This window comes from Hymenobacter terrenus, assembly GCF_000972495.1.
Lineage (GTDB): Bacteria > Bacteroidota > Bacteroidia > Cytophagales > Hymenobacteraceae > Hymenobacter > Hymenobacter terrenus.
Genome location: NZ_LATM01000003.1, coordinates 211,065 through 233,821 on the forward strand (window position 1 = coordinate 211,065; position 22,757 = coordinate 233,821).

The window sequence follows — 22,757 nt, forward strand, 5'->3', positions numbered from 1 at the left end:
TAAAAGACATGAAAACTGCAAATTACCGGCAACTTGTTGAGAGATACATCGAAGCCTACAACCAATTTGATGTAGAGGGTATGTTGGTGCCGTTGCACAAGGACGTGGAGTTTCGCAACGTGGCGAACGGTGAAGTAAATTTGGCCACCTCAGGCAAAGCCAGTTTCCGCCAGCAGGCGGAACAAGCCACGCAGTATTTTTCCCAGCGGGAACAACGCGTGACCGAATGGAAAGTAGACAACGACCAAGTGGAGGCAACGATTGACTACTCGGCCATTGCTGCCCTAGACTTCCCCAATGGCTTGAAAAAGGGCGACTCGTTGCGCCTGTCGGGGCAGTCCATTTTTCGGTTTGCCGACGGGCAGATTATTTTCATCGAAGACAGAAGTTAAGTCCCTCAAGTTCTGCTCAGTCCTCCTGACTAGCACCTAAATCCTCCTCAACTGCGCGCCGCCGAGGAACTGCTGGCGTTGTAAACGAGCCGTCATTAAACTCAACATGAGCCTCATCATCCGCAAGCTTCAGCCCGCCGACCGTCCGTCGTACCGCCAGGTGCGGCTCGACTGCCTGCGGGAGTTTCCAGCCAGCTTCGGCTCGTCTTACGAGGAGGAGCGGGAGAAGCCCGAGTTACACTTCGAAGGTCGCATCGAAGCGCAGTCGGATAGTGAATTCATGATGGGTGTTTTCGACGGGGAAACCCTCGTGGGCATTTGCGGATTCCTCCGGGAAAGCCGCGCGAAAACCAGCCATCGTGGCGAGTTGGTTCAGGTATATGTCCGGCCCGCTTACGCCGGCCAGGGCCTCGGGCGCCAGCTGCTGCTAGCCACCATCGCCGAAGCGTTTAAGGACCCCTCCCTGGAGCAAATCCAGTTGGGAGTCATCGCGGGGAATGTGGCGGCGAACAGCCTATATGAGCGGCTGGGTTTTAAAGAATTTGGCTTTTTGGAAAATCATCTGCGGGTCAACGACCAGTACCTACATCAACGTTTTATGATACTGACCCGGCCGGTGGCCGCTAGTATCCTTTCCCTGTGAACGAAATCCCTACCATTCTCCTCCTCGGTTCTGGCGCGCGTGAGCACGCCCTGGCCGAAAAGCTGACCCGCGACGGGGCCACGGTGCACGTGCTGCCCGGCAACGCCGGCATCCCCAATAGCCACCCCGACGTGAATCCGCTGGATTTTGAGGCGGTGAAAGCCTTTGCGCAGGCGCATAATGCTAAGCTGATAGTGGTGGGCCCCGAGGCCCCGCTGGCGGCTGGCATCACCGACTTCTTTACCGGTTCCGATATCAAGGTGTTTGGTCCCACCCGTGCCGCGGCCCGGCTCGAAAGCTCCAAGGTGTGGAGCAAGGAGTTCATGCGCCGCCACGGCGTGGCCACGGCCCAGGCCTGGCAGTTTCGGAGCGACGACATTGCGGCGGCCCGCGGCAAGGCTGCTGAGCTGGGCGGGCACGTGGTGGTGAAGTACGACGGCCTCGCCGCCGGCAAGGGCGTGTACGTGTGCTCGTCATTGGAAGAAGCCGAGGCGGCCCTGAATGAGCTGCAAACGCAGTTTATGGGCTGGTTTTCCTTCCTGCTTGAAGAGAAGCTGACTGGGCCCGAAATCAGCATCATCGGCCTCACCGATGGCCGCGAAATCAAGCTGCTGGCCACCTCGCAGGACCACAAGCAGCTGCTGGCCGGCGACCAGGGCCCCAACACCGGCGGCATGGGCGCCTACTGCCCGGTGCCCTTTGCCGACGATAACGTGCTGGCCGCCATTCGCCGCGACATCGTGGACCCGACGCTGCAAGGATTGCAGCGCGAGCAATTTTCCTTTCGCGGTTTCCTGTATTTTGGCATCATGCTCACGCCCACGGGACCCAAGCTGCTGGAGTACAACGTGCGCCTCGGCGACCCCGAGGCGGAGGTGCTGCTGCCGGCTCTGGAAAGCAGCCTGCTCGACCTGATTGAAGCCGTCTTGGACGGCACGCTGGCCACCCAAACCGTGCGACAGCGGCCCGGCGCCTACGTGGGCGTGGTGCTGGCTTCGGGCGGGTACCCGGCGGCGAAATTCCCGACCGGCTTCCCCATAACGGGCCTCGATAACCTGCCGGCCGACGTGCGCGCCTACCACGGGGCCACCCGCCGCGCCGCCGATGGCCAGCTCGTGACCAACGGCGGCCGGGTGCTCGTGCTCACCGCGCAGGGCCCCGACCTGCAAACGGCCACGGCCCGGGCCTACGAAGCCTGCGCCCAGGTCACGTTTCAGGATGCCTACTTCCGCCCCGACATCGCCCAGCGCCCGGCGCCCGTGCTAACCGCCCGCGTTGTAAATTGAAGCTGCAAACCCAACCATGAACAACGCCGTCCCGCAAGCGCAAAATCGTCAGGCTTCTCTCTCCGCCGGGGAGGGGGCGCACCCGGCAGGGCCGGAGGGGAGGCTAGGGGGCCGCAAAGCCCGCCTGGCCATCCTGCTCTCGGGCCGGGGCTCCAACATGCTGGCGCTGGTGCAGGCCACCCAAACCGGCATGCTGCAAGACTTGGCCGAAGTAGCCGTGGTATTCAGCAACAAGCCCGATGCGCCGGGGCTGGAGCTTGCGGCTGCCCACGGCTGCTCGGTGGCGTCGCTGCCCAGCCAGGGCCGCAAGCGCGAGGCGTTCGATGCCGAGGCGGCGGCGCTGCTCCAGCAGTATCAGCCCGATTTTGTGGTGCTGGCCGGCTACATGCGAATTCTTTCCCCGGCTTTCATTCAGCCGTTTGCGGGGCGTATCCTCAACATCCATCCGGCCGATACCCACCAGCACCAGGGCCTGCACGCCTACGAGTGGGCCTTTGATAATAAGCTGACGGAAACCAAAATCACCGTGCATGTGGTTGACGAGGGCCTCGACACCGGGCCCATACTGGCCCAGCAAGTAGTGGACCTGCGCGGGGCCGACACCCTGGCCGAAGTAGAGCGCCGCGGGCTGGCCGTTGAGCATCGTCTTTACGCCCAAACCCTCGCGGATTTAATTAGAAGCAAACACCCCGTCTAGAAGCAAATGGCCTGTTATGTCGAGCGCCGCCGAGGCATCTCGCTCGCATCATTGCAACAATTGAATTACTACTGCACGCGAGATGTCTCGGCTGCGCTCGACATGACGTTCTTAATTGACAAGAAAAAACTCCAATTGATATGTGTGGAATAGTAGGTTTTCACGGCCCCGACGATGTGGTTGCCGACATGGTGGTGGGCCTCACCGCTCTCCAGCACCGGGGGCAGGACGCGGCCGGTATCGCCACGTTCGACGGCTTGTCGTTTCACCTTCATAAGGGGCAGGGGCTGGTAAATGACGTCTTCAAACCCAAGCACCTGAAGAAGCTGAAGGGCAACAGCGGCATTGGCCACGTGCGCTACACCACGCAGGGGGCCAACGATTCGGACCTGGCGCAGCCTTTTACTACCAGCTACCCCTTCGGCCTGGCTATGGTGCACAATGGCAACGTCATCAACTTCCGCGAGGCGGCCAAGCGCCTGCACGAGAAGTACCACGTGCTGCCCAAAACCACCAACGACCTGGAGCTTATCATGTACACCTTCGCCTCGGAGCTGCGCGTGAAAAACCTGGACAACCTCTCCGTCGTCGATATTTTCGACGCCGTGGAAACCACCCAGGAGCTGGTGAAGGGCGCCTACGCCACCGTCACGCTCATTGCCGGGCACGGCCTGCTGGCCTTCACCGACCCGCTGGGCATCCGGCCGCTGGTGCTGGGCCGGCGCGATACCGCCGCCGGGCCCATGTACGCCTTCGCCTCGGAAAGCACGTGCTTTGACTTCCTGGGCTTCGAGTTCATGGAGAACGTGGGCCCCGGTCAGGCGGTGTTTATTGACAACAACTACAACGTCCACTACAAAAACCCCTACGCGCTGCCCAAGGCTTTCTGCGCGTTCGAGCAAATCTATTTTGCCCGCGAAGACTCCATCATTCACGGCCGGCTGGTGGCCCGCGAGCGGGTGCGCCTCGGCAAGCGCCTGGCCCGCAAGGTGGCCGATGCCGGCCTGAAGCCCGATATGGTGATTGACGTGCCCTCGTCGGGCTACTTCGCCGCCTCGGGGCTGGCCGAGGCCATTGGCGTGCCCTACCGCCGGGCGCTGGTGAAAAACAACCACATGGGCCGCTCCTTCATCGTGGCCACCCAGGCCGGGCGCGAAGACGTGGTGAAGAAGAAGCTCAACCCCATCCGCGAGTTCGTTCAGGGCAAAAAGGTGGCCGTGGTCGATGACAGCATTGTGCGCGGCACCACGTCGCGGCGCATCGTGCGGCTGCTGCGCGATGCGGGCGCTACCGAAGTGTACTTCATTTCCAGCGCGCCGCCCATCGTGTCGCCCTGCATCTACGGCATCGACATGGCCATGAGCACCGAGCTTATCGCGGCCAATTATTCGGAAGATGAAATCTGCCGCTACATCGAAGCCGACCGCGTGATTTACCAGGACCTGGAAGACTTGCAGCAGCTTTTTTCGGAAGAAAAAGGCCACGGCGGTAGCTGCTTCGCCTGTTTCTCGGGCAAGTACCCCACCGGCGACGTGACCCACTACCTGCGCCACGTGCAGGAAGAGCGCGCCAGCCACCGCCCCGAAAAAGGCAAGAAAAACCTCTCCGTGAGTGCCAAGGCACCCGAGCCAACGGAGCATTAAAGGGAGTAGGGGAGGGCAGAACAGCAGCTCCCCTCCTTACCAAGGAGGGTAGGTGAGCGCCGACGAGGCGCGAACGGGGGTGGTTTCGGGCATTGAGCCGAAGGTCGGCGCCGCCAACGACAACCGCCCGCCCAATCTCACGAACCCAACGCAAGTCGTTCAACGAATTCAACCACCCCCGTTCGCGCTGACGCGCGAACATCCCCTCCTCGTCTGAGGAGGGGAGTTGTCGTTTCACTATCCATGTCCGCTTCCACTTCCAACCACCCCGCCGGCTACTCCATCGAAGAAGGCAATGCCGCTTCCCGCAACGCCTACGGCTGGTCGAAAAAAACCTTCGCCAACCGCACCGGCAAGCCCGGCGAGCCCGCCCAGGACTTAGACGGCGGCTTCTCCAACGAAATCCGTTTCGGCCAGGAGCGCCTCGGCATCAGCTCCGACGGCATCGGGACCAAGATTGAAGTGGCCGAGCGGCTGAACAAGTACGATACCCTCGGCTACGACCTCATTGCCATGACGGCCGATGACCTCATCGCCGCTGGTTTCGTGCCCACCAATATCTCCAACATCATCGACGTGAACCACCTCGACTACGACGTGGTGGATGAGATGATGCGCGGCCTACACGACGCCGCCAACTTCGCCCAGCTGGCCATCACGGGCGGCGAAATCGCCGAGCTGGGCAACCGCATCGGCGGCTGGCCGGGCGCCAAAATGAACTTCAACTGGTGCTCCACGGCCATTGGGGTGCTGCACCCCAGCCTGGCCCAGCCCCTGAGCGGCAAAACCGCCCAGGCCGGCCACGTGGTAGTGGCCCTGCGCTCGCCCTCGTTCCGCTCCAACGGCTACTCCCTGGCCCGCAAAACCCTGCAACGCGTGTTCGGCGACAACTGGCACGACGCCCCCTTCGGGGAGTTAGGAGTTAAGAGTTATGAGTTAGGAGTTGAAAATGAGCAACCCGATAGCGAGCAACTCCTACCTCTTAACTCAAAACTTCCAACTCCCCAGACGTGGGGCGAGGCCATGCTCGCGCCTTCGCTCATCTACGCGCCCGGGGTGGCGGCCCTGCTCGACGCGGGGTTGCCGCTCCACGGCGTGGCGCACATCACCGGCGGTGGCTTGGCCGACAACTTCCAGCGCGTGCTCAAAAACGGTCTCGGCGCGGTGCTCGACAACTTGTTTGAGCCCCTGCCGGCCATGCACCGCCTCTGCGAAATCGGCAACATCAGCGCCGAAACGGCTTACCTCTACTGGAACATGGGCACCGGCATGCTCATCGTGACGGAAGAGGCTTCTGCCGCTGCCGTGGTGGCCTCGCTGCAAACCAGCGGCTACGATGCGCAAGTGGCAGGCCACCTCACCGCCGAAAGCGGCGTGACACTGCGGGTGGGCGCGGGGGAATTGCGCTACGCGTAAGGCCCTCCGTAGCCGGATACGATACAGAGAGGCGTGGTTTATGAACAACCGCACGCGGCTACTATACAAAAAGGTGTTTAAATAGCCCAGTCGCGGGGTAATTGCATACATCGCTGCGTATTGATAGACTAGCCGCAAGCGGATGGTGTGCATTCAGGTAGAAAATAGCGACAGCCGTGTGGTGGTACCATACAGCAAGGCTTTAAATAGATAAAGCCACTGGGTGTTACGCTACAATAGCGTACATTTAGGGAGTTGCCGGGCCGCTTTTCAGTACCAAGACTTGGGTTGGTAGCGGGGTGCTGGCGCAGTACTGGTCCTCCCGAAGCTTTTGCCCATGCCCCCGCCCCCCAACGCCACCATTGAGCCGCTGCTTGATGGCCTCGCCAACCGCATTGCCCGGCGCGACCTGCCGCCCGTGCTGCCCAACGTGAACCCCTTCGCGCCCGAGCAGGTGCTGCTGCGCCTCTTGGCCGCGCTGGCGCCGCTGGTGCCCGGCCGCAACTACCGCGGCCGCCTCTCCCAGGCCCGGATGCTGTACCGCTTCTTCGAACACGAAGCGCAAACCGCCGCCGATCTGGCCACGGCCGCTGGCATCGAGCGGGTGGCGGGCAGCCACGCCCACACCGGCCTGGTGCGCGTCGGTCTGCTCCGCTGGGCCTACGAGGGCCCGCGCCGCACCTTCCGCCTCACCCGCTGGGGCGAGGAGTGGCTGCTGGCCGTGGGCCGGTGCGAGGCGGTGCCGGCCCGCCCCACGACCTGAGCGCTTGGTATTGGCGCTATTCAGTTTGAATTCCGGCGTAGCCGCAGCGCAGTCGTGCCCGGTAGGGCGGCAGGCATGTAGAAGTCTTGAGGGAAAGAACCGCAAAGCCGCGTGGCGGCGACAGAGGCGTCTCTGTCGCCGCCACGCGGCTTTGCGGTTCGGTGATAGTCTGGTTTCGTCAGGCAGCCGGCTACGCTCCGCGCACCGGCCGCTTGTCCAGAATGAGCTGGGTGCGGTAGTCGTAGAGGCTCTTTTCGAGGCCCACGGGGTAGGAGTGGGGGTTGAGGAAGCGCCGGATGCTGGGGTCGAGGCTTTGCACTTCGCGCTGGGCGTGGGCGCGGCTTTCGGCCAGGGTGGGCAGGTCGAGCACGCGCCGGCCCTGGCGGAAAACCGGCTCCAGCAGCTCGCGGAAGGTGGTTTCGGGCTTGATGGCCAGGCGGCGGGTGATGTCGAGCGGGTCGACGAGGGTGATGGTATCGGGGAGGGGCTCGGCGGTGTTGTAGAGCATGTCGGCGCGGGGCTTGCCGTACTCGTTGAGGTAGCGGCGCACTTGCAGGATGCCCGGAATGCTGGTTTTGGCCACCTGCTCGGAGAGCTTGATGGTGAAATCCCAGCCCGAGTCGTCGGCTTTGCGCAGGGCAGCGAGCTTGTACACTCCGCCGAGGGCGGCCTGGTTGTAGGCCGTCACGAGCTGGGTGCCCACGCCCCAGGTGTCGATGCGGGCGCCCTGCTGCTTGAGGCTGGTGATGAGATTTTCCTCCAAATCATTGCTGGCCACGATGCGCGTGTTGGTAAAGCCGGCTTCGTCGAGCACCGCCCGCGCCTCGCGGCTGAGGTAGGCCAAGTCGCCCGAGTCGAGGCGGATGCCGGCCAGCTCGTGGCCGTTGGCGCGCATCTCGCGGGCCACGTGAATGGCCTGGCGCACGCCCTCCAGGGTGTCGTAGGTATCGACCAGAAACACGGAGTCGTCGGGGAAGGCCTGCGCGTAGGCCGAAAACGCCTTAATCTCATCACCAAACGACATCACCCAGCTGTGGGCGTGGGTGCCGCGCACCGGAATGCCGTAGCGCTGCCCGGCCAGCACGTTGCTGGTGGCGTCGCCCCCGCCGAGGTAGGCGGCGCGGCTGGCTCCCAGGCCGCCATCGAAGCCCTGCGCCCGCCGCAGGCCAAACTCCAGAATCTGGTCGGTGGGCCCGGTGGCCTCGCGGATGCGGGCCGCCTTGGTCGTGACCAGGGTTTGGAAGTTGACCAGCGTGAGCAGGGCCGTTTCGAGCAGCTGGGCCTGCAACAAGGGGCCGCGCACCCGAATCAGGGGCTCGTTGCCGAATACCACGGTGCCTTCGGGCACGGCATCCATGTCGCAGGTGAACTTCAGCCCCCGCAGGTATTCGAGGAAATCGGCGGGGAACAGCGCGGTGCCCTTGCTGCCGCGCAGGCTGCCCAGGTAGGCAAGGTCGTCTTCGGAAAAGTGCAGGTTTTCGAGCCAGTCCACGGCCAGGGCCAGCCCGGCCGCCACCGCGTAGCCCCCCTGAAACGGCGCCTTGCGGAAGTACAGGTGAAACACGGCTTCGCGGTCCTGCATGCCCTGCTGCCAGTAGCCGTAGGCCATCGTGAGCTGGTAAAGGTCGGTGACGAGGGCGAGCGAGGGCGCGTACAGGCCGGAAAGCGGAGCGGAGTTCATAAAAGGCAACAGAAAAAGGCGTTGAATTATGGTGCAAAGGAAGCTACGGAAGAGGCAATAAGTGTTGGCGGGCGCTGGGGCCTCCCGTCTCACCTTGTGCCCGCTGCCGCCAGCCTCCGCAGATAGGGCAAGCTGGGCCGCCCTACGTCCGGCTCACGATTACCTGCTCCTTCTTAATCCCGAGCTTCTCCATTTTGGCTTCCAGGGTTGTCGGCTTCATGCCCAGGATAATAGCGGCGCCCTTTTTACCCCGGATACGCCCTTTGCACTGCTGCACGGCGGCCAGAATGCGCGCGCGCTCCAGCAGGTCCAGCTCTTCTTTCAGGGAAGTGCTTTCCGGCCGCTCCGGGCCGGGACTGCTGGCCGCCACGCCCGGCGCCGTGGGAGGGGCCTGTAGCCGCCGGGCCCAGGTCAGGGTGCCGGAGCAGATGATGACGGCCTGTTCCACCAGGTTTTCCAGCTCCCGGATGTTGCCCGGCCAGGAGTAGGCCAGCAGCTCGTCGAGGGCCGCTTGCTGAATGCCGAGGTAGGGCTTGCCCAAGGCCCGCGCAAACTTGCGGGCAAAGTGCTGGGCCAGCAGCGGAATATCGGCTGGCCGCTCCCGCAAAGCCGGCACGTGAATGGGGAGCACGCTGAGCCGGTAGAATAAATCGGCCCGGAACCGGCCGGCAACCACTTCCTCTTCCAGCGCCCGGTTGGTGGCAGCCACCACGCGCACGTCGACCTTCACCACCGCATTGCCCCCCAGGCGTTCGAGTTCCCGCTCCTGGAGCACCCGCAGCAGCTTGCCCTGTAGCTCCAGGGGCAGCTCCCCAATCTCGTCGAGGAAGATAGTGCTGCCCTGGGCCAGCTCGAACTTGCCCACCCGCTTCTCCACGGCGCCGGTGAAGGCCCCCTTCTCGTGGCCGAACAGCTCACTCTCAATCAGGTTGGCGGGCAGGGCCGCGCAATTGAGCTTGATGAGGGTTCGTTCCCGGCGCGGCGACAGGTTGTGCAGGGCGCGGGCAATAAGCTCCTTGCCCGTGCCGGTTTCGCCGGTGATAAGTACCGTGGCGGCCGTATTCGCCACTTGGCTAATTTGCTCGAATACGTGGTGTATCATGGGGCTGTCGCCCACGATTTCTCCAAAGTTGTGGGCCGTTCTAACCTCTTCGGCCAAGTACTTCTTCTCCTGCTCGGCGCGTTTGCGCAGCTGGTTTAGTTCTTCGTGGGCCACCAGATTTTCCACCACCAACGCAATCTGGGCGGCGAAGGGCAGCAGTTGCCGCAGGTCATCGTCGGTGAAGGCATAAGGGGGCCGGCTGCCGAGGACCAGCACCGAGTACAGGCCATTCCGCACGGGCAGCGGCAACTCCAGCACCGAGGCAATGCCGAGCCCGTCGCGCTGGAGCTGATAGAGCTGGTGCTGCTTGCACAAGGCCGCGAAGGCTTCACCCGTATAAATGGCTGGTTGGGGGGAGCGCTGGGTGAGCAGGGCAGTTACCTCCGCTTCCGTGGCTGAGTGCGCCACCGGGGAGGCATCGGTGATGTCGGAAAACTGTCCGTCGCTCTTAACTATAGCGGGAGGTCTTTACGCGCTGGTCCAGCACTACTACTGGCACTCCCCGGTCGTAAATCTCTTGCACGGCTGGTGCTACCGTGATGTTATTTGTGCCGCAAGGCGTGACAATTAATAAATCTATTTCCCCGGGGCGCAGGGCTCTTATCTGAGCCAACTGCTTTTCCGGTCCTTTGTCACCGCTGCTAACCACCCGAAACTGCACCTCTGGGTGGAAGATCAGCCCCCGGTTCATCCCGTCCAACAGGGCTTGGCGCCAGCCCCCGCCAGCGCCGCATTGTGATAAGACAATGCGATAGGCGGGGCGTTGCGAAGACTTTGGGGCGCACCCCATGGGTAGCCCCGCGCACAGGCTCCCTATCAGAAGCAGGAAGAACTGGAAATAAGCCCTCACAGGAAATCGGGCGGGAAATACAAAGAGTAAGGACAGGCCTGAAAATATTGAACTAAGGGCGAAAGCGCCGGTAGTAAGGAGGAGATATGAGCATCATTTTACCGCCTGCTGCAACAAGGCGTTTGGCGAGCTACTCCTGCAAGAGTGATTATTCAGCTTCGTCTTTTAGTGAGGCGGTTTTACTGGTTAGCGGCTATAGAATGGGAAAGAGCGTTTATTGTGGCAATACTTCAACGCCGGCCAGCCGCCTCCACCACGCTGATGGCATAGCCGCCCCCCGGTGCGCACAATTGCGCCAGCTTTGACTTACGCGTCACGTTGACTTTGCGGATGGCGTAGGCTTGCGGATTTTTCTCATAGTGCGCGTCCTTGGTGTCGGCGTAGATGGTGGCCACGTACTTCTTGCCGGGGTCGAGGAAATCGAGCTTGATGGTTGAGGTGCGGCCGTTTTCATCGCAGGTGCTGCCGATAAACCAGCTGCTTTTGCCCTTGGCCTTGCGGGCAATGGTGATGTAGTCGCCGGGCTCGGCTTCGAGCACCTTGGTGTCGTCCCAGTCCACGGCCACGTCCTTGATGAACTGGAAGGCATCGAGAAACTTGTTGTAGGTTTCGGGCAGGTCGGCGGCCATTTGCAGGGGGCTGTACATCGTCACGTACAGGGCCAGCTGCCGGGCCAGGGTGCTGTGCACGAAGGAGTGATTATCGGGGTTGTAGGCGCTGACTTTCGTTTGGAAGATGCCCGGCGTGTAGTCCATCGGCCCGCCAATCAGGCGCGTGAAGGGCAAAATGGTGGTGTGGTCGGCGTTGCTGCCACCAAATGCTTCGTACTCGGTGCCGCGGGCCGCTTCGTTGCCTATGAGGTTGGGATAAGTTCGCGCGAGGCCCGTGGGGCGCACGGCTTCGTGCGCATTCACCATGATTTTGTAGTCGGCGGCTTTGGTGATGGCGTAGAGGTAGTGGTTGTTGAGCCACTGCCCGTAGTGGTGCTCGCCGCGCGGAATGATGTCGCCCACGTAGCCGCTCTTCACGGCGTTGTAACCGTTGTCAGCCATGAACTTATAGGCCCGGTCGAGGTGCCGCTCGTAGTTGCGCACCGAGCCGCTGGTTTCGTGGTGCATGATGAGCTTCACGTTTTTGCCGGCCGCGTAGCGGTGCAGCTCCTGCACGTCGAAATCGGGGTAGGGCGTCACAAAGTCGAACACATAGTCCTTGCTCTTGCCGAACCAGTCTTCCCAGCCCGTGTTCCAACCCTCCACCAGCACGGCATCGAACCCGTGCTGGGCCGCGAAGTCGATGTACTCCTTCACGTGGGCCGTGTTGGCGGCGTGAGTGCCGTTGGGCTTTACCTTGCTGTAATCCAGCGAATCGAGCTTGATGTTTTCCTGGTTGGTGTACGACCAGGTGCTCTTGCCGGTAATCATTTCCCACCACACGCCCACGTATTTCACCGGCTTAATCCAGGAAGTGTCCTTGTATTTGGTGGGTTCGTTCAGGTTCAGCACCAGCTTGGATTCCAAGATGTCGCCGGCCCGGTCGCTGACAATCACCGTGCGCCAGGGCGAGTGCACCGGCGTTTGCAGGTGGCCTTTGTCGCCGCGGGCGTCCGGGGTCAGGTGTGATTCCAGTACGAAGTTCTTGTCGTCCAGCTCCAGCGACATGCACGAATAATCGACCAGCGCCGCCTCGTGAATATTGATGTATAAGCCGTCCTGGCTCTTGAGCATGAGCGGAGTTTGCACGCCCGTGGCCGAAAAAGTGGTCTGCGAGGCGTTGGGCGTGACGGCCGCTTTCATCCTGCCGCGCACTTCTGACAGGTTGGACGTCACCGTGCTGTACTCCTGGGTGTCGTAGTCGCCGGGCAGCCAGAACGCCTTGTGGTCGCCGGCCAGCGCAAACTGCGTCCGCTCTTCCTTGATGACGAAATAGTCGAGCTTGGGCTGGCGCGGAAACTCGTAGCGGAAGCCCAACCCATCGTCGAAAACCCGGAAACGCACCCGTACGGTGCGCTGCGTGGCCGCCTGGGTGAGCGTCACGGCCAGCTCATTGTAGTGGTTGCGGATGGTTTTCACCTCGCCCCACACCGGCTGCCAGCTCGCATCGAACGCGGCCTGTTTGGTGTCGGTCACGGCGAAGCCGCTGGTGAGGGCCGGGGCGTTTTTCAGCTCCAATCCCAGCTTGCTGGGTTTGATGACCGGTCGGCCTTTGTAGGTAAGTTGGTAGGTGGGCACGCCATCCGCTTGCAGGGTAAACGTGAGCGTGAGCTTGCTATTGGGCGACTTAATGGTCTGGGCGCCGGCTGTTTGGCAAAGCAAGCCCAAGCAGACGATTAGAAAGCTGCGGGCGGTGAGGAAGAACGAGGACAACAGGGATGGGGGATACTTCATGCAAAAGGGTTGGGGCGTGTCAGGCAACAAACGCTTTGCCACCTACCATTACCTCCTGGGTTTTTTCGTCGAAGGTAGCTTTAAGACCCGTATGGGCCGCCGCTGTGGTCATACATATTGGCAATGGAGTCGTAGTAACCCGCTTCCACCGGAGCATTAGGCTGCTGGCGGCTGCGGATGCACTTCATTCAGTTGCGCACGTGATTGGAGGTGAGGTGGTCGCCGCCCGTGTTGGCCGAGGTCACCGCCGCTTCGGCGTCCGACAAGCTAAACTCCGGCAGTAGGTTGGCCGGCATCTTCATCTCGTCGGCAAGTTTCTTGGTCAGGCCGCCACGGGGCAGCACCTTGTTGGTGTTCAGGGTCAGCATGCCGCCGATGGAGTAGTAAATTTCGGTGGGGCGCTCATCGCCGTTGTGCATGCGCGCGCCAAACAGCACCTGAAAGCCGCTGCTCAAGTCCGTGCTCGGCCCGTAGTCGAACGCTGCCGTGATGGTGTCCCAATTGCGGCGGCCGTCCTTCCACGCGTAAATGCCGCCGTTGTCTTGAGAAATTCACGCCGTGGGTTTGCCATGGGAATTACGTGGTGTAGAGGTGAAAAACTACTTCAGCTCCTTGATTTTAATGCTCCGAAACGACACGTTGTTGCCGTGGTCTTGCAGCAGAATGTGCCCAGCCGGCGCCTCCCCGAAATTGGGCCAGGTTTTATACTTGCTGATGGCCACCAGGTCCCGGAACGCCTGCGAGCCGCGCGTGTATTCCAGCACTTTCGCGCCGTTGAGGTAGTGCTCCACGCGGTTGTCGGGGTACACCACCACGCGCCCCACGTTCCACTCCCCAATCTTGTGGATGAAGCGCGGGCTCTTGTCGGCTTTTATCAGGTCGTAGAGCGAGGCCAGCGTGCGGTTGCCCTCGCGGCCGAGCTTGGCATCGGGATGCAGCTCATCGTCAAGTACCTGGTACTCCAGGCCAATGGCCGAGCCCTGGCTTTTTTCGGCCAATGTCACGAAGTATTTCACGCCGCTGTTAGCGCCCGGCGTCAGCTTGAATTCAAAAGACAGGTCGAAGGCCTTGTATTGGTCGACGGTCACAATGTCGCCCCCGTTGGTTGATTCCTGGCCTTCCGAGGGCAGCACGCTGATGGCGCCGTCGGCCACCTGCCAGCCCTTGGCGGGGAAGTCCGGGCCTTTGGCACTGCGCCAGCCCGCCGGTGTTTTGCCATCAAAGAGCAGCTTCCAGCCGTGCTGCTTCTCGTAGGCGGTAAGCTGGTTGGGGGCGAAGTTGGCCACGTAGATGTCCGCTGGGAAAGCGCTGGATTTCAGGTTGGTGGTTTTGATTCTGATGTTCTTGAAGAACACCTTCTTGCCGGCCTGCTCCCTGGAACTAATGGCGTGGACCTGCAAGCCGATGAAGCCCTGGGCGTCCACGGGGTCCACCACGTAGGCCACGGGCGTGCCGTTGAGCCAGGTTTTGGTTTCGTTGCCGATGCATTCCACGGTCAGGTGGTTATACTGCCCCACCTTGAAGAGCGGTTTGGCCTTGGCATTCAGGTCGAGCGGGTACAGCCATTGCCGCCGCGCCTCGTCGTAGATGCCGCCCGACCAGCTGCGCGCCGAAGGGTCAATTTCTACCTGCCGGCCGTACACCTTGTTCTCGAAGCCCGGCGTGTTGAAGTGGCTGCGCGTCTGCACCCCCGAGTTACTGACTGCGCTTTCCACCATGATGTCCAGCTCCAGCTGAAAGTCGCCGTATTCTTTTTCCGTCACCAGAAAGGTGTTATCCGAACCCTCCACCGTGGTTCCGACAATGGCGCCGTTTTCCACCTGGTAGTCGGCTGTGCCCGCTACGCGCTTCCAGCCCGTCAGGGTCTTGCCGTCGAACAGGTTCTGCCAGGTATCGGCGGCCTTCGTGGGCGCGGCACGAGGCTGCACGAAACCCATCAAGGCCACGGTGGAGAGGGAAGCGAAGGATAAAAGCGTTTTCATCATGCTAATTCTTTGAAGTGAGGTTGGTAGTTGATTTGACGGGCCCGAGGGCCGCGTAGCGTGTAAAGAAAGGCTGCTGGTCTGGCTTGCGTCCTGCAGCCTCTGTCGCAACCGACGCCCTCCACTGGCTTGGTACTTGGCTGGCCTTGAGCAGTTCGGGATAGCGCAGCTGCTCTGGTGGTTTGTGCTAACTGCTGCCTTGCGCCACGTGCTGGTGCGAGCTGGCCAGCGCGGTCGATACCAATGAAGGTGCATATGCCCGGCACAACTTTGGTATTTTGATAAATGGCAGGCCATTAAACAGCTAGCTATAAAAAAGGAAAAGTATCGGTGAAACTGATATCGCAAGTGCTACTTGCTTCAGCTGGTTCAACGCACAAAACCGAATTGACCGAAACTACTATGTTTTAAAACGAAACCTAACCTGATTCTCTGCCAAAGGTAGAAGAGCCACCCATTAAAAAAGAAGAAAAACAAGTGAATTATTTGCGCAAACGTTTGCGATATGATTAACGAATGAAAACAGGTGTTTTATAAAAGTTGGCAATGAGCCTACTAGCAGTTTTTTACTTTTTCAGGTGACTAGTTGCTAATGACAGTAAGACACCTACACACAATTACTTTAACTTTATCAGCTAGCATAACTACCGCTACTGCTGCTTATGTTTATGCTCCCTTGCCGGCGCGTGGTCCTATAGCTACCACCAGCGGCCCCAAGTTAGGGGCGAATTAATATTATCAAGTCGTGGCGTTCCACTTTTTGCTTGCGCTAATTCTAGGATGGTCTTCGCCTTCGTTGGGCGGTGCTCCGCTTTGCCCGTATCAGCTACGGGGCTACGCGCAAGGTACCACCTACAGCATCACCTACTACGCGCCCGACAGTGTCGTGACTAAGGCAGACGTGGACAGGCAATTGGCAGAAATTGACCATTCGCTTTCGCTTTACGAGCCGGGCTCGCTCATCAACCAATTCAATGCCTCGCCCAAAGGCCTAGTGGCCGACCCGCACTTAAAGCGGGTCGTTGCCAAAGCGCTTCGGGTTTACCAGGAAACCGACGGCCTCTTCGATGCGACCGTGGAACCCTTGGTTGCCGCCTGGGGATTCGGCATGAGTCGCGCCGCCACCACGCCCACGCCCGCGGCTATTCAGGCCATTCTGACGAGCGTGGGCTCCGACAAACTGGGACTGCGGGGCGACTCATTGGTGAAAACCGTTCCTGCCCTGCATCTCGACCTCAATGGCATTGCGCAAGGCTACACCGTGGATGTGCTGGCCACGCTGCTGGAACGCAAACGCATCCGCAACTACCTGGTGGAGCTGGGCGGGGAAATCCGGGTGCGGGGCCGCAAGTGGCCGAGCGGGGAGCTGATGCGCATCGGCATTGAGCGACCCGACACCAATGCCCTGAACGCGCCCGTGATGCAGCAGGTGCTGCGCTTGGCGGCCGGCGGGGTCACCACTTCCGGCAACTACCGCCAATTCCACCAAACCGGCACACGAAGGAATGCGCACCTCATCAACCCCAAAACGGGGTATCCCTTCCAGAACGAGCTGATTAGTGCGACCGTGGTTGCCCCCGACGCCCTCACGGCCGACGCCTACGACAATGCCCTGATGGGCATGGGCCTGGCCCACGCGCTGGTTTTCCTGCGGCAACACGCCGATTTACAAGCCTACCTCATCTACCAACGCCCCGATGGCACCACTGCCGAAACGGCCACGCCCGGCTTTCAACAGCTACTTCAGATTCAGCCATGACCAACCTAGAGCGCAGAGATTTTATCAAAAAAACCGGCCTGCTGAGCGGGGGACTGCTACTGGGCCACGGGCTGGCCTCGACCCTCGCCGCCGCGGCTCCAACTGCCAATAAGCTGAAAATCGGCATCATCGGCTGCGGAGACAGGGGCAAGGGGCTGCTGAAGGTGTTGCAGGAATTGCCCGACCAGTTTGAGGTCGTCGCGCTGTGCGATGAGCTGCCGTTTCGCCTGCGCGATGCTCAGCAAATGGCGCCCGCCCGCAAGCTGAAAACCTACGCCGACTACCGGGCCCTGCTCGACGCGCCCACCGTGGAAGCCGTTATCATCGCCGTGCCGCTGTACCTGCATTATGCCGTGGCTAAAGCCGCGCTGCTGGCCGGCAAGCAGGTGTACCTGGAGAAAACCATGACCTACGACAGTCAGCAGGCGGCAGAGCTGGTGGCCCTGGCGCGGCAGCGTCCCGGCCAAACGCTGCAAGTCGGCCACCAATACCGCTCGTCCCCGCTCTACTACCGCGTCAAGGAAATGATTGCGCAGGGCTACCTGGGCAAAGTGACGCAGATTGACTGCCGCTGGGACCGCAACGGCAGCTGGCGGCGCCCGGTGCCTGAGCCCGGCCTGGAACGCAAAATCAACTGGCGCATGTACCGTGAGTACTCCGGGGGCCTGGTCGCAGAGCTACTGTCTCACCAGCTCGACTTTATCCACTGGGCTTTCGACACCTCGCCCGACGAGATATTCGGCACCGGGGGCATCGACTATTACAAAGACGGCCGCGAAACTTACGACAACGTGCAAGTGATGGTGCGCTACGCCCGTGAGGGCATGGTCGGCAGCTTCGGCGCTACCTGTGGTAATGCGCGCGACGGCTACCTGTTCAAACTCAAGGGTACCAAAGGCACCATTTCGCTGCTCATTGACGAAGGCATTTATTATCCCGAGAAAGAAACGCTGAAGCAGTACGGCACTGTGGACGGCGTAACCGGGGCCACCAAAATCGTGTGGGATAAGAACGGCGGCATTCCTATCACCACCGGGCCGGGGCCGCTGAAAGACGGCTCCTGGTACGCTCTGCGTGATTTTCACCGGGCCGTGAGCGAGAAGAAGCTGCCCGATTCCAACGTGTTCACCGGGGCGCGGGTGGCATGCGCCGTGCACCTGGCCAATCAGGCCATCTACAACCACACCATCGAAAAGTGGCGGCCGGAGTTCAGCTTCAGCTAGCGAAGGCGGCACTGATTGGTTTCAACGTGGTATTGCGGCTGGGGCTTTTTTGCACCGTGCCCGTCGCGATTCAACCGTATATGAAATAGGGGAAAACCTCCGGAGTCGGAAGTTTTCCCCTATTTGTTGAACAGCACCCTCGTGCTAACCAATCATTTTACTTCTTGGCGTACACGAGCGTATAGATTTTCATGTTCGTCGGCACAACCCGTGGAGTCAACTTCATGGACGCATCAGTCAACTCACTTATATCATATTCCTGGTTATTAAAGGTGAGGGTGACATCATTATTCGCAAGGGTCCAAGTAGTTTCTTCTACTTGAAGATCATCTGGGTCGCACTTAGTTGGGCCTTCGTTTAGGACGGCAAGGTTGGGCCTCGTAAAACGAATGAAGTCATCTTGTTCACAAGCATCATATTCCTCCGCATATACACTAGTCGTCGTCGTTGAACCGATTGTTGTCTCAAGGTAATCCTTCAACACCCAGTCCTTATCGACTAATAAATCGGTGCGTGATGGAGTCGGGGGAGTGTCTTTATCATCGTCGCAGGCAGAAAACAGGATGGCTCCGGCGGCCAATAGGGTGAGCTTATTCATGAAAACTGGAGTATTCTAAAATGTATGTTGTGAAAAAAAGAGTGTACAGGTAGCCCCGTTAACGGGGGCTATTTGTAAGCATGAGGGAGCCAACAGACAAAAGGTTGTGTGGGGTAGGAAATTTCTTTTCTCGCTTGCGCCTCGCCCCACCGGCGGTTTTTTTGTCCTTTTCTCCCGTAGCTGATGGCATTGAAGTCGCGTTTGGAGAAGTGAACCTCAACGCTGTCCTCGTTTTTCCAAAGAAACAAGCCCGTTTTGGGGTCAAGCGGATAGCGGACGCTGACAAAAATGTTTGAAAAGAGAATGGACGGGCGTGGAATCAAAACCTGGACATCGTGCATGATGATGCCATTGACCTTGGTGGTAGAAAAATCAGCCATTAGTTCGAGTGCGGTTTGATGAAATTAGGGGGGGGCCAGTGGGTGCTGACAAGAAGCGTAGGGTATCGCTAAAATTAGCGGGGCCGGTGGCCAGCAAGGAGTCCCGCAAGCGGTAGATTTCGGCACGTTGGGCGGAGCGGGGGAAAATCATGTTCCGCCGCCGGCCGTTCACGGAGCCGTAGCTGCCGGAGCCGCTGTCAAATTCTTTAGAGTTGGCCGCCGCCGCCGAATCGTCGTCGTGAAAGGCAATTAGCATGTCAGTCACATCCCTGATGAGTGCCTCTCGGGGAGAAAGTTTCGCCAAGTCCGCTTTGGTTTCAAAGTGGTATTGCTGTTGCGGCGGGGGTGTCCCGGTCGTGGCAGCCGGTTAGGGCCGCACAGCTCAACAGGCTAAGGCCAAGGGCGAAAAAAAAGCCGGCTTGGGCCGGCGGACAGTCTTGTACTCATGAGGTAGGCGGTAAAAGAGTGGAACGGTAGCCGCTGGCGAGCTTGCCAGTTGTGGCGCGGGTAAATATAAAGGTTTCCGCTTGTGCCGACCCGTGCTGGCAAGGGTGCCAGCAGGGCGCTTATTCCGCGATGGTAACCCTATGTTTTCAACAGGTGCCAAGCAAAAAGTTTGTGGACTATTTTCACAAAACTGAAAAATAGTCCACACTTTTCTGCCCATTCTCGTGGACTATTTTTCAGTTTTGTGAAAATAGTCCACAAACTTTCATGCTTCCTTTGCCTTGCTGCCCCACGCTGGCAGGGCGATTCTTGCGCTGTTTTTTACAGAAGGTTAGAAAAACAGCGCAACTTTTCCATATTTTTTGCGCTGTTTCTTGTTGAAAGTTTAAAAAACAGCGCAACATTTTTCTCCTCCACTGCTTCCATTCGCATTTGGCTGAGGTGGCATAGGTTGCCCTTCTACTCAGGCGTCAGTCCGCCTTTGGTATGCGCCTTGAAATCGGCCGGCGCTACCGCACGTCCACCACGAACGTGGCCTTGCGGTTGCTCTTCTACTCCCCAGCCGGGCCCGCCATGCGGGACGCTGGCTATTGCGGCAGTTTGGGCCGCTCAATCCGGTAGGAGTTGGTGGTGATGGTGCCCAGAAAGGCAATCAGGGCGTCTCTTTCCGGCTCGGTCAGGCCGAGGGGCTTGAGCAGGGGGGACGTGACGGGGAAGAGCGGGTCGTTTTCCTGGCCGGCTTTGCGTTTGGGGTGGAGCATGCCATTGTTGTACATGCCGACCACGCCATCCATTTCATCGAACATGCCGTTGTGCATCCAGGGGCGGGTGCGCAGCACCTCGCGCAGGCTGGGCGTGCGGAAGCGGCCCACGTCTTCGGGCTTTTTGGTCACGGTGTAGCGGCCCAAGTCCTGGAGCTCCCGGCCGTAGTAGGTGAGGCCGTCGTTGTGAAACTGGTTGTCGGTGAACAGCGGGCCATTGTGGCAATTGATGCAGCGGGCCTTGGTGCGGAACAGGTGGAGCCCGAGCAGCTCCTGGTCGTTCAGTGCTTCGGGGTGGCCGGTCAGGAACTTATCGAAGCGCGCACGGCGGCCCTGCAAGCTGCGCTGGAAGGTGGCCAGAGCGTGGGCAATGCGGAGGCCATCGATGGCCTCGGTGCCGTAAGCCTGTTTGAACAACGGCCGGTAGCCCTTCACCTTGCTGATTTTGCGGGGCAGGCGCTTCACCACCTGGTGCATTTCCAGGGTATCGTCCACTGGTATCAGGGCCTGCTCTTCGAGGGTAGCGGCGCGGCCGTCCCAGAACAAAGGCGCTGGCGCCACGGCCCACACGTTGAGCAGCGAGGGCGCGTTGCGCTTGCCCAGGCGGTGGCCGTGGCCCACGGAGGTGGAGCGGTTGTCGGTGAAGCTGCGTTCGGGGTCGTGGCAACTGGAGCAGGAAATTTGCCCGGAGCCCGACAGCCGCGGGTCGAAAAACAGCGTTTTGCCCAGCTCAACGAGCGGTTTGAGCGAGTCGGTGTGGGCCACGGGCGCGCGGGGCAGCTCACCCAGTTCCCGGAAGTGTGGGCGGGCGGCCGAATCCACGGTGGGGGCGGGCCACTCGGCAACTGGGCGGCTGTAGGCGGCGCGCAGGGCCGCGGGGTCATCGGCCAGGGGCACTACCATCGTGAAGCCGAGTAGCAGCCCGCTCAGGAGGACCAGATAAAAAGAAAGACGCGGAGCAAGCAAAACAGGAAAGGCAATAGATGTGAAGCAAAGATACAGGAGCAACCAGAGGGGCGCTTCGTTCAATGAAACACCTGCAAACTCAGGCGGGCATCCCAGCGGGCGCCGTTCGGAGTAAACGGCGGCGGGTAGGCAGGGGCGGTGCGGGTGGTGAGCGGCGTCAGATAGTTGCCTTCGGCCAGCACTCGCACGCGCACCCCCGGCGCGGCGGCGCGCTCTACGCCCAGGGTGAGGCCGGCGCGCCCGGTATGCTGCAAGTCGTAGGCATGGTCGGGAAATACCACGTTGCGGCTGAAGCGGTTTTGCTGTTGCACAGGCACCGACAAGCTGCTGGCGGCATTCCACTCTGCCCCGCCCTGTGCCCCCACGATGGCGCGCCAGCCGCTGAGCAGCGCGTGGTAGTGGCGGGCCTGCAGGTCGAGGCCGGCGCGGCGGGTCTGGCGGCGGTGGACGGTGGTGCCATCGGCGCGGCGCTCGGCCCGATAGTAGAGGCCGCCGCCGTACTCGGTGAGGTGGCCGGCTGGGTGGCGGCGCAGGGTGCCCGCTTCGAGCCGGGTGTGCTGGGAGGTGTAGCGGTAATTATTGCCCAGTCGGAAGGTGTTGTTCTCATCCTGGCCCTGCGCCAAATTGAGCAGGAGGCGCTGGTAATGCTGGCGGCCGGGGGCAGCCTGCTGAAAGCGGGCGGCGCGCAGGTCGAAGGCGGTGAGGGTGTAAGTGCCAACCAGGTCGTCAATCAATGCCCCGCTCGAAGTCAGCCGCTTCCGAAATTCCTCGGTGCTGCGGTCGGCCGCCACCGTGAGGAGGTAGGTGCTGGCGGCGCAGGTGTGCTGCACGCTAAAGCTGCCGTGGTGCAGCCGACGCTGGCTGCGGAAGAGGTTGTAGCGGGCTTCCAGCAGAAAGCCATACCCGAGCACGTCGTAGATAGTGAAAGGCGTATCGCTGCCCTGCTGACTCAGGTCGCTGCCAAACTGCGTGCGGGTGATGTCGCTGCCGTAGCCATAAGTGTAGCCCAGGGCCAGCAGCCAGGCCGGCCGCAGCGCATAGCCCACCGAGGCCCCCACGCGCAGCTGGTGGCGGGTCATTTCGGGGCGCGGGTCATTGGAGCGGGCGTAGTTGCCCACGTTGTAGGCCGTATTCAGGCCCGCTGTCAGGCGGCCCCCCAGCCAGTGGCGGGCCCCGGCCGCCTGCATGCTGTATACTTGATTGTCCCAGCTGCCGGGACGGCCGGCGGCCAGGTAGTACGGCCGGCTGGGCGCCGGATTGGGCGTGAGGCTCCAGCGGATGCTGTCGTGCCATTGCCGTTCAAACTCGAACTGCCCCCACAAGCGCCAGCCCTTCCAGTCGCGCAGGCCTTCGGTGCGCAGCCCAACTGTTTGGCTACGGGTAGGGTCTTGAGCGCGGCGGAAGTCGCCCTGCTCCCGGCCATACCCCACCTCGGTGCGGGCGTAGCGCCCCAGTGGGGCCAGGGGCAGCAGTGCTGCCTGCCGGCGAAACTCCGTCAGCAGCACCTGCCCCAGATTGGTGGCCGCAACCGGTAGTAGCGTATCAGGCCCAAACCCAGCCCCCAGGTAGCCAGGGGCCACATCTGGTGCGGCCACGGGCGGCGGCACCTGCCGCTGCCCGCTTGTTGAAGCGGTATCGGTGGGCAGCTGCTGGGCCCCGGCGGCAGCGGCTGCCAGCAGCCCAACCAGCCCCAGCCCCACGCTCTTATTCAAGAAAAACAAAGCCATCCGCACGAAAAAGCCAGCCGGCAGGCGGCCCGCTGGGCCCCCAACCGGTAATACCAA

The 22,757-nt window shown here is 61.0% G+C and carries 20 protein-coding genes; 9 read left to right on the forward strand and 11 right to left on the reverse strand.

What is annotated here, in order from left to right:
* Nucleotides 1-8: 8 nt before the first annotated feature.
* The 7 genes from WX88_RS07460 (at nt 9) to WX88_RS07490 (ending at nt 6,840) form a co-directional block, all read left to right on the forward strand.
* The gene (locus tag WX88_RS07460) at nt 9-392 is read left to right on the forward strand and encodes a nuclear transport factor 2 family protein (protein ID WP_046243696.1); all 384 of its coding nucleotides are present in this window, start codon (nt 9-11) and stop codon (nt 390-392) included.
* A gap of 106 nt (nt 393-498) precedes the next feature.
* Nucleotides 499-1,035, forward strand: coding sequence for a GNAT family N-acetyltransferase (locus tag WX88_RS07465; RefSeq protein ID WP_046243697.1), 537 nt, complete (start codon nt 499-501; stop codon nt 1,033-1,035).
* A complete protein-coding gene (gene purD, locus WX88_RS07470) occupies nt 1,032-2,321 on the forward strand; it encodes a phosphoribosylamine--glycine ligase (protein ID WP_156175994.1) in 1,290 nt (429 codons plus the stop codon). The genes WX88_RS07465 and purD overlap by 4 nt, the downstream gene beginning before the upstream one ends.
* 16 nt (nt 2,322-2,337) lie before the next feature.
* A complete protein-coding gene (purN, locus tag WX88_RS07475; protein ID WP_082115909.1) occupies nt 2,338-3,018 on the forward strand; it encodes a phosphoribosylglycinamide formyltransferase in 681 nt (226 codons plus the stop codon).
* Nucleotides 3,019-3,158: 140 nt separating this feature from the next.
* Nucleotides 3,159-4,661 carry an amidophosphoribosyltransferase gene (gene purF, locus WX88_RS07480; RefSeq protein ID WP_046243698.1) on the forward strand — a complete coding sequence of 501 codons (1,503 nt, stop codon included), beginning with the start codon at nt 3,159-3,161 and terminating at the stop codon, nt 4,659-4,661.
* A gap of 243 nt (nt 4,662-4,904) precedes the next feature.
* Complete coding sequence (locus WX88_RS07485; protein WP_052732454.1) at nt 4,905-6,077, forward strand: AIR synthase-related protein; 1,173 nt, start codon at nt 4,905-4,907, stop codon at nt 6,075-6,077.
* 337 nt (nt 6,078-6,414) lie between these two features.
* Nucleotides 6,415-6,840, forward strand: coding sequence for a hypothetical protein (locus tag WX88_RS07490; protein WP_046243699.1), 426 nt, complete (start codon nt 6,415-6,417; stop codon nt 6,838-6,840).
* 190 nt (nt 6,841-7,030) lie between these two features.
* On the opposite strand, the gene WX88_RS07495 is transcribed toward WX88_RS07490, so the two are convergent.
* The 6 genes from WX88_RS07495 to WX88_RS07520 all read right to left on the reverse strand — a co-directional run bounded on the left by WX88_RS07495 (nt 7,031) and on the right by WX88_RS07520 (nt 14,842).
* Nucleotides 7,031-8,521, reverse strand: coding sequence for a nicotinate phosphoribosyltransferase (locus WX88_RS07495; protein ID WP_046243700.1), 1,491 nt, complete (start codon nt 8,519-8,521; stop codon nt 7,031-7,033).
* Nucleotides 8,522-8,663: 142 nt separating this feature from the next.
* Entirely contained in the window at nt 8,664-10,031 is a 1,368-nt protein-coding gene (locus WX88_RS07500) for a sigma 54-interacting transcriptional regulator (RefSeq protein WP_052732455.1), read from the reverse strand.
* A gap of 40 nt (nt 10,032-10,071) precedes the next feature.
* On the reverse strand, nt 10,072-10,473 hold the full coding sequence (locus WX88_RS30740; protein WP_046243701.1) for a type 1 periplasmic-binding domain-containing protein: 402 nt from the start codon (nt 10,471-10,473) through the stop codon (nt 10,072-10,074).
* Nucleotides 10,474-10,703: 230 nt separating this feature from the next.
* Nucleotides 10,704-12,857 (reverse strand): glycoside hydrolase family 97 protein, encoded by a 2,154-nt coding sequence (locus WX88_RS07510; protein ID WP_046243702.1) that lies wholly within the window; start codon nt 12,855-12,857, stop codon nt 10,704-10,706.
* Nucleotides 12,858-13,045: 188 nt separating this feature from the next.
* The gene (locus WX88_RS30745; RefSeq protein WP_197076705.1) at nt 13,046-13,312 is read right to left on the reverse strand and encodes a hypothetical protein; all 267 of its coding nucleotides are present in this window, start codon (nt 13,310-13,312) and stop codon (nt 13,046-13,048) included.
* A gap of 144 nt (nt 13,313-13,456) precedes the next feature.
* A complete protein-coding gene (locus WX88_RS07520) occupies nt 13,457-14,842 on the reverse strand; it encodes a 3-keto-disaccharide hydrolase (protein ID WP_046243703.1) in 1,386 nt (461 codons plus the stop codon).
* A 757-nt stretch (nt 14,843-15,599) separates the two neighbouring features.
* Between WX88_RS07520 and WX88_RS07525 the strand changes: the two genes are divergently transcribed.
* Nucleotides 15,600-16,598, forward strand: coding sequence for an FAD:protein FMN transferase (locus WX88_RS07525; protein ID WP_197076706.1), 999 nt, complete (start codon nt 15,600-15,602; stop codon nt 16,596-16,598).
* A complete protein-coding gene (locus tag WX88_RS07530; RefSeq protein ID WP_046243704.1) occupies nt 16,595-17,821 on the forward strand; it encodes a Gfo/Idh/MocA family protein in 1,227 nt (408 codons plus the stop codon). Before WX88_RS07525 ends, WX88_RS07530 begins: the two co-directional genes overlap by 4 nt.
* Nucleotides 17,822-17,978: 157 nt before the next feature.
* Here WX88_RS07530 and WX88_RS07535 read toward each other — a convergent pair whose 3' ends face one another.
* The 5 genes from WX88_RS07535 to WX88_RS07555 all read right to left on the reverse strand — a co-directional run bounded on the left by WX88_RS07535 (nt 17,979) and on the right by WX88_RS07555 (nt 22,700).
* Nucleotides 17,979-18,419 (reverse strand): lipocalin-like domain-containing protein, encoded by a 441-nt coding sequence (locus WX88_RS07535; protein WP_046243705.1) that lies wholly within the window; start codon nt 18,417-18,419, stop codon nt 17,979-17,981.
* A gap of 68 nt (nt 18,420-18,487) precedes the next feature.
* A complete protein-coding gene (locus WX88_RS07540; protein WP_046243706.1) occupies nt 18,488-18,799 on the reverse strand; it encodes a hypothetical protein in 312 nt (103 codons plus the stop codon).
* The gene (locus tag WX88_RS07545; RefSeq protein WP_231590653.1) at nt 18,792-19,055 is read right to left on the reverse strand and encodes a hypothetical protein; all 264 of its coding nucleotides are present in this window, start codon (nt 19,053-19,055) and stop codon (nt 18,792-18,794) included. Before WX88_RS07545 ends, WX88_RS07540 begins: the two co-directional genes overlap by 8 nt.
* A gap of 778 nt (nt 19,056-19,833) precedes the next feature.
* The gene (locus WX88_RS07550; protein ID WP_197076707.1) at nt 19,834-20,973 is read right to left on the reverse strand and encodes a cytochrome-c peroxidase; all 1,140 of its coding nucleotides are present in this window, start codon (nt 20,971-20,973) and stop codon (nt 19,834-19,836) included.
* Between the two features lie 59 nt (nt 20,974-21,032).
* Nucleotides 21,033-22,700, reverse strand: a complete 1,668-nt coding sequence (locus tag WX88_RS07555; protein WP_156175997.1) for a DUF6850 family outer membrane beta-barrel protein — start codon at nt 22,698-22,700, stop codon at nt 21,033-21,035.
* Nucleotides 22,701-22,757: the final 57 nt, after the last annotated feature.

Coding starts and splice junctions, on each gene's coding strand:
- WX88_RS07460 (WP_046243696.1), top strand. CDS start 9: ATGAAAACTGCAAATTACCGGCAACTTGTTGAGAGATACATCGAAGCC.
- WX88_RS07465 (WP_046243697.1), top strand. CDS start 499: ATGAGCCTCATCATCCGCAAGCTTCAGCCCGCCGACCGTCCGTCGTAC.
- purN (WP_082115909.1), top strand. CDS start 2,338: ATGAACAACGCCGTCCCGCAAGCGCAAAATCGTCAGGCTTCTCTCTCC.
- purF (WP_046243698.1), top strand. CDS start 3,159: ATGTGTGGAATAGTAGGTTTTCACGGCCCCGACGATGTGGTTGCCGAC.
- WX88_RS07485 (WP_052732454.1), top strand. CDS start 4,905: ATGTCCGCTTCCACTTCCAACCACCCCGCCGGCTACTCCATCGAAGAA.
- WX88_RS07490 (WP_046243699.1), top strand. CDS start 6,415: ATGCCCCCGCCCCCCAACGCCACCATTGAGCCGCTGCTTGATGGCCTC.
- WX88_RS07495 (WP_046243700.1), bottom strand. CDS start 8,521: ATGAACTCCGCTCCGCTTTCCGGCCTGTACGCGCCCTCGCTCGCCCTC.
- WX88_RS07510 (WP_046243702.1), bottom strand. CDS start 12,857: ATGAAGTATCCCCCATCCCTGTTGTCCTCGTTCTTCCTCACCGCCCGC.
- WX88_RS07520 (WP_046243703.1), bottom strand. CDS start 14,842: ATGATGAAAACGCTTTTATCCTTCGCTTCCCTCTCCACCGTGGCCTTG.
- WX88_RS07530 (WP_046243704.1), top strand. CDS start 16,595: ATGACCAACCTAGAGCGCAGAGATTTTATCAAAAAAACCGGCCTGCTG.
- WX88_RS07535 (WP_046243705.1), bottom strand. CDS start 18,419: ATGAATAAGCTCACCCTATTGGCCGCCGGAGCCATCCTGTTTTCTGCC.
- WX88_RS07540 (WP_046243706.1), bottom strand. CDS start 18,799: ATGGCTGATTTTTCTACCACCAAGGTCAATGGCATCATCATGCACGAT.
- WX88_RS07545 (WP_231590653.1), bottom strand. CDS start 19,055: ATGCTAATTGCCTTTCACGACGACGATTCGGCGGCGGCGGCCAACTCT.
- WX88_RS07555 (WP_156175997.1), bottom strand. CDS start 22,700: ATGGCTTTGTTTTTCTTGAATAAGAGCGTGGGGCTGGGGCTGGTTGGG.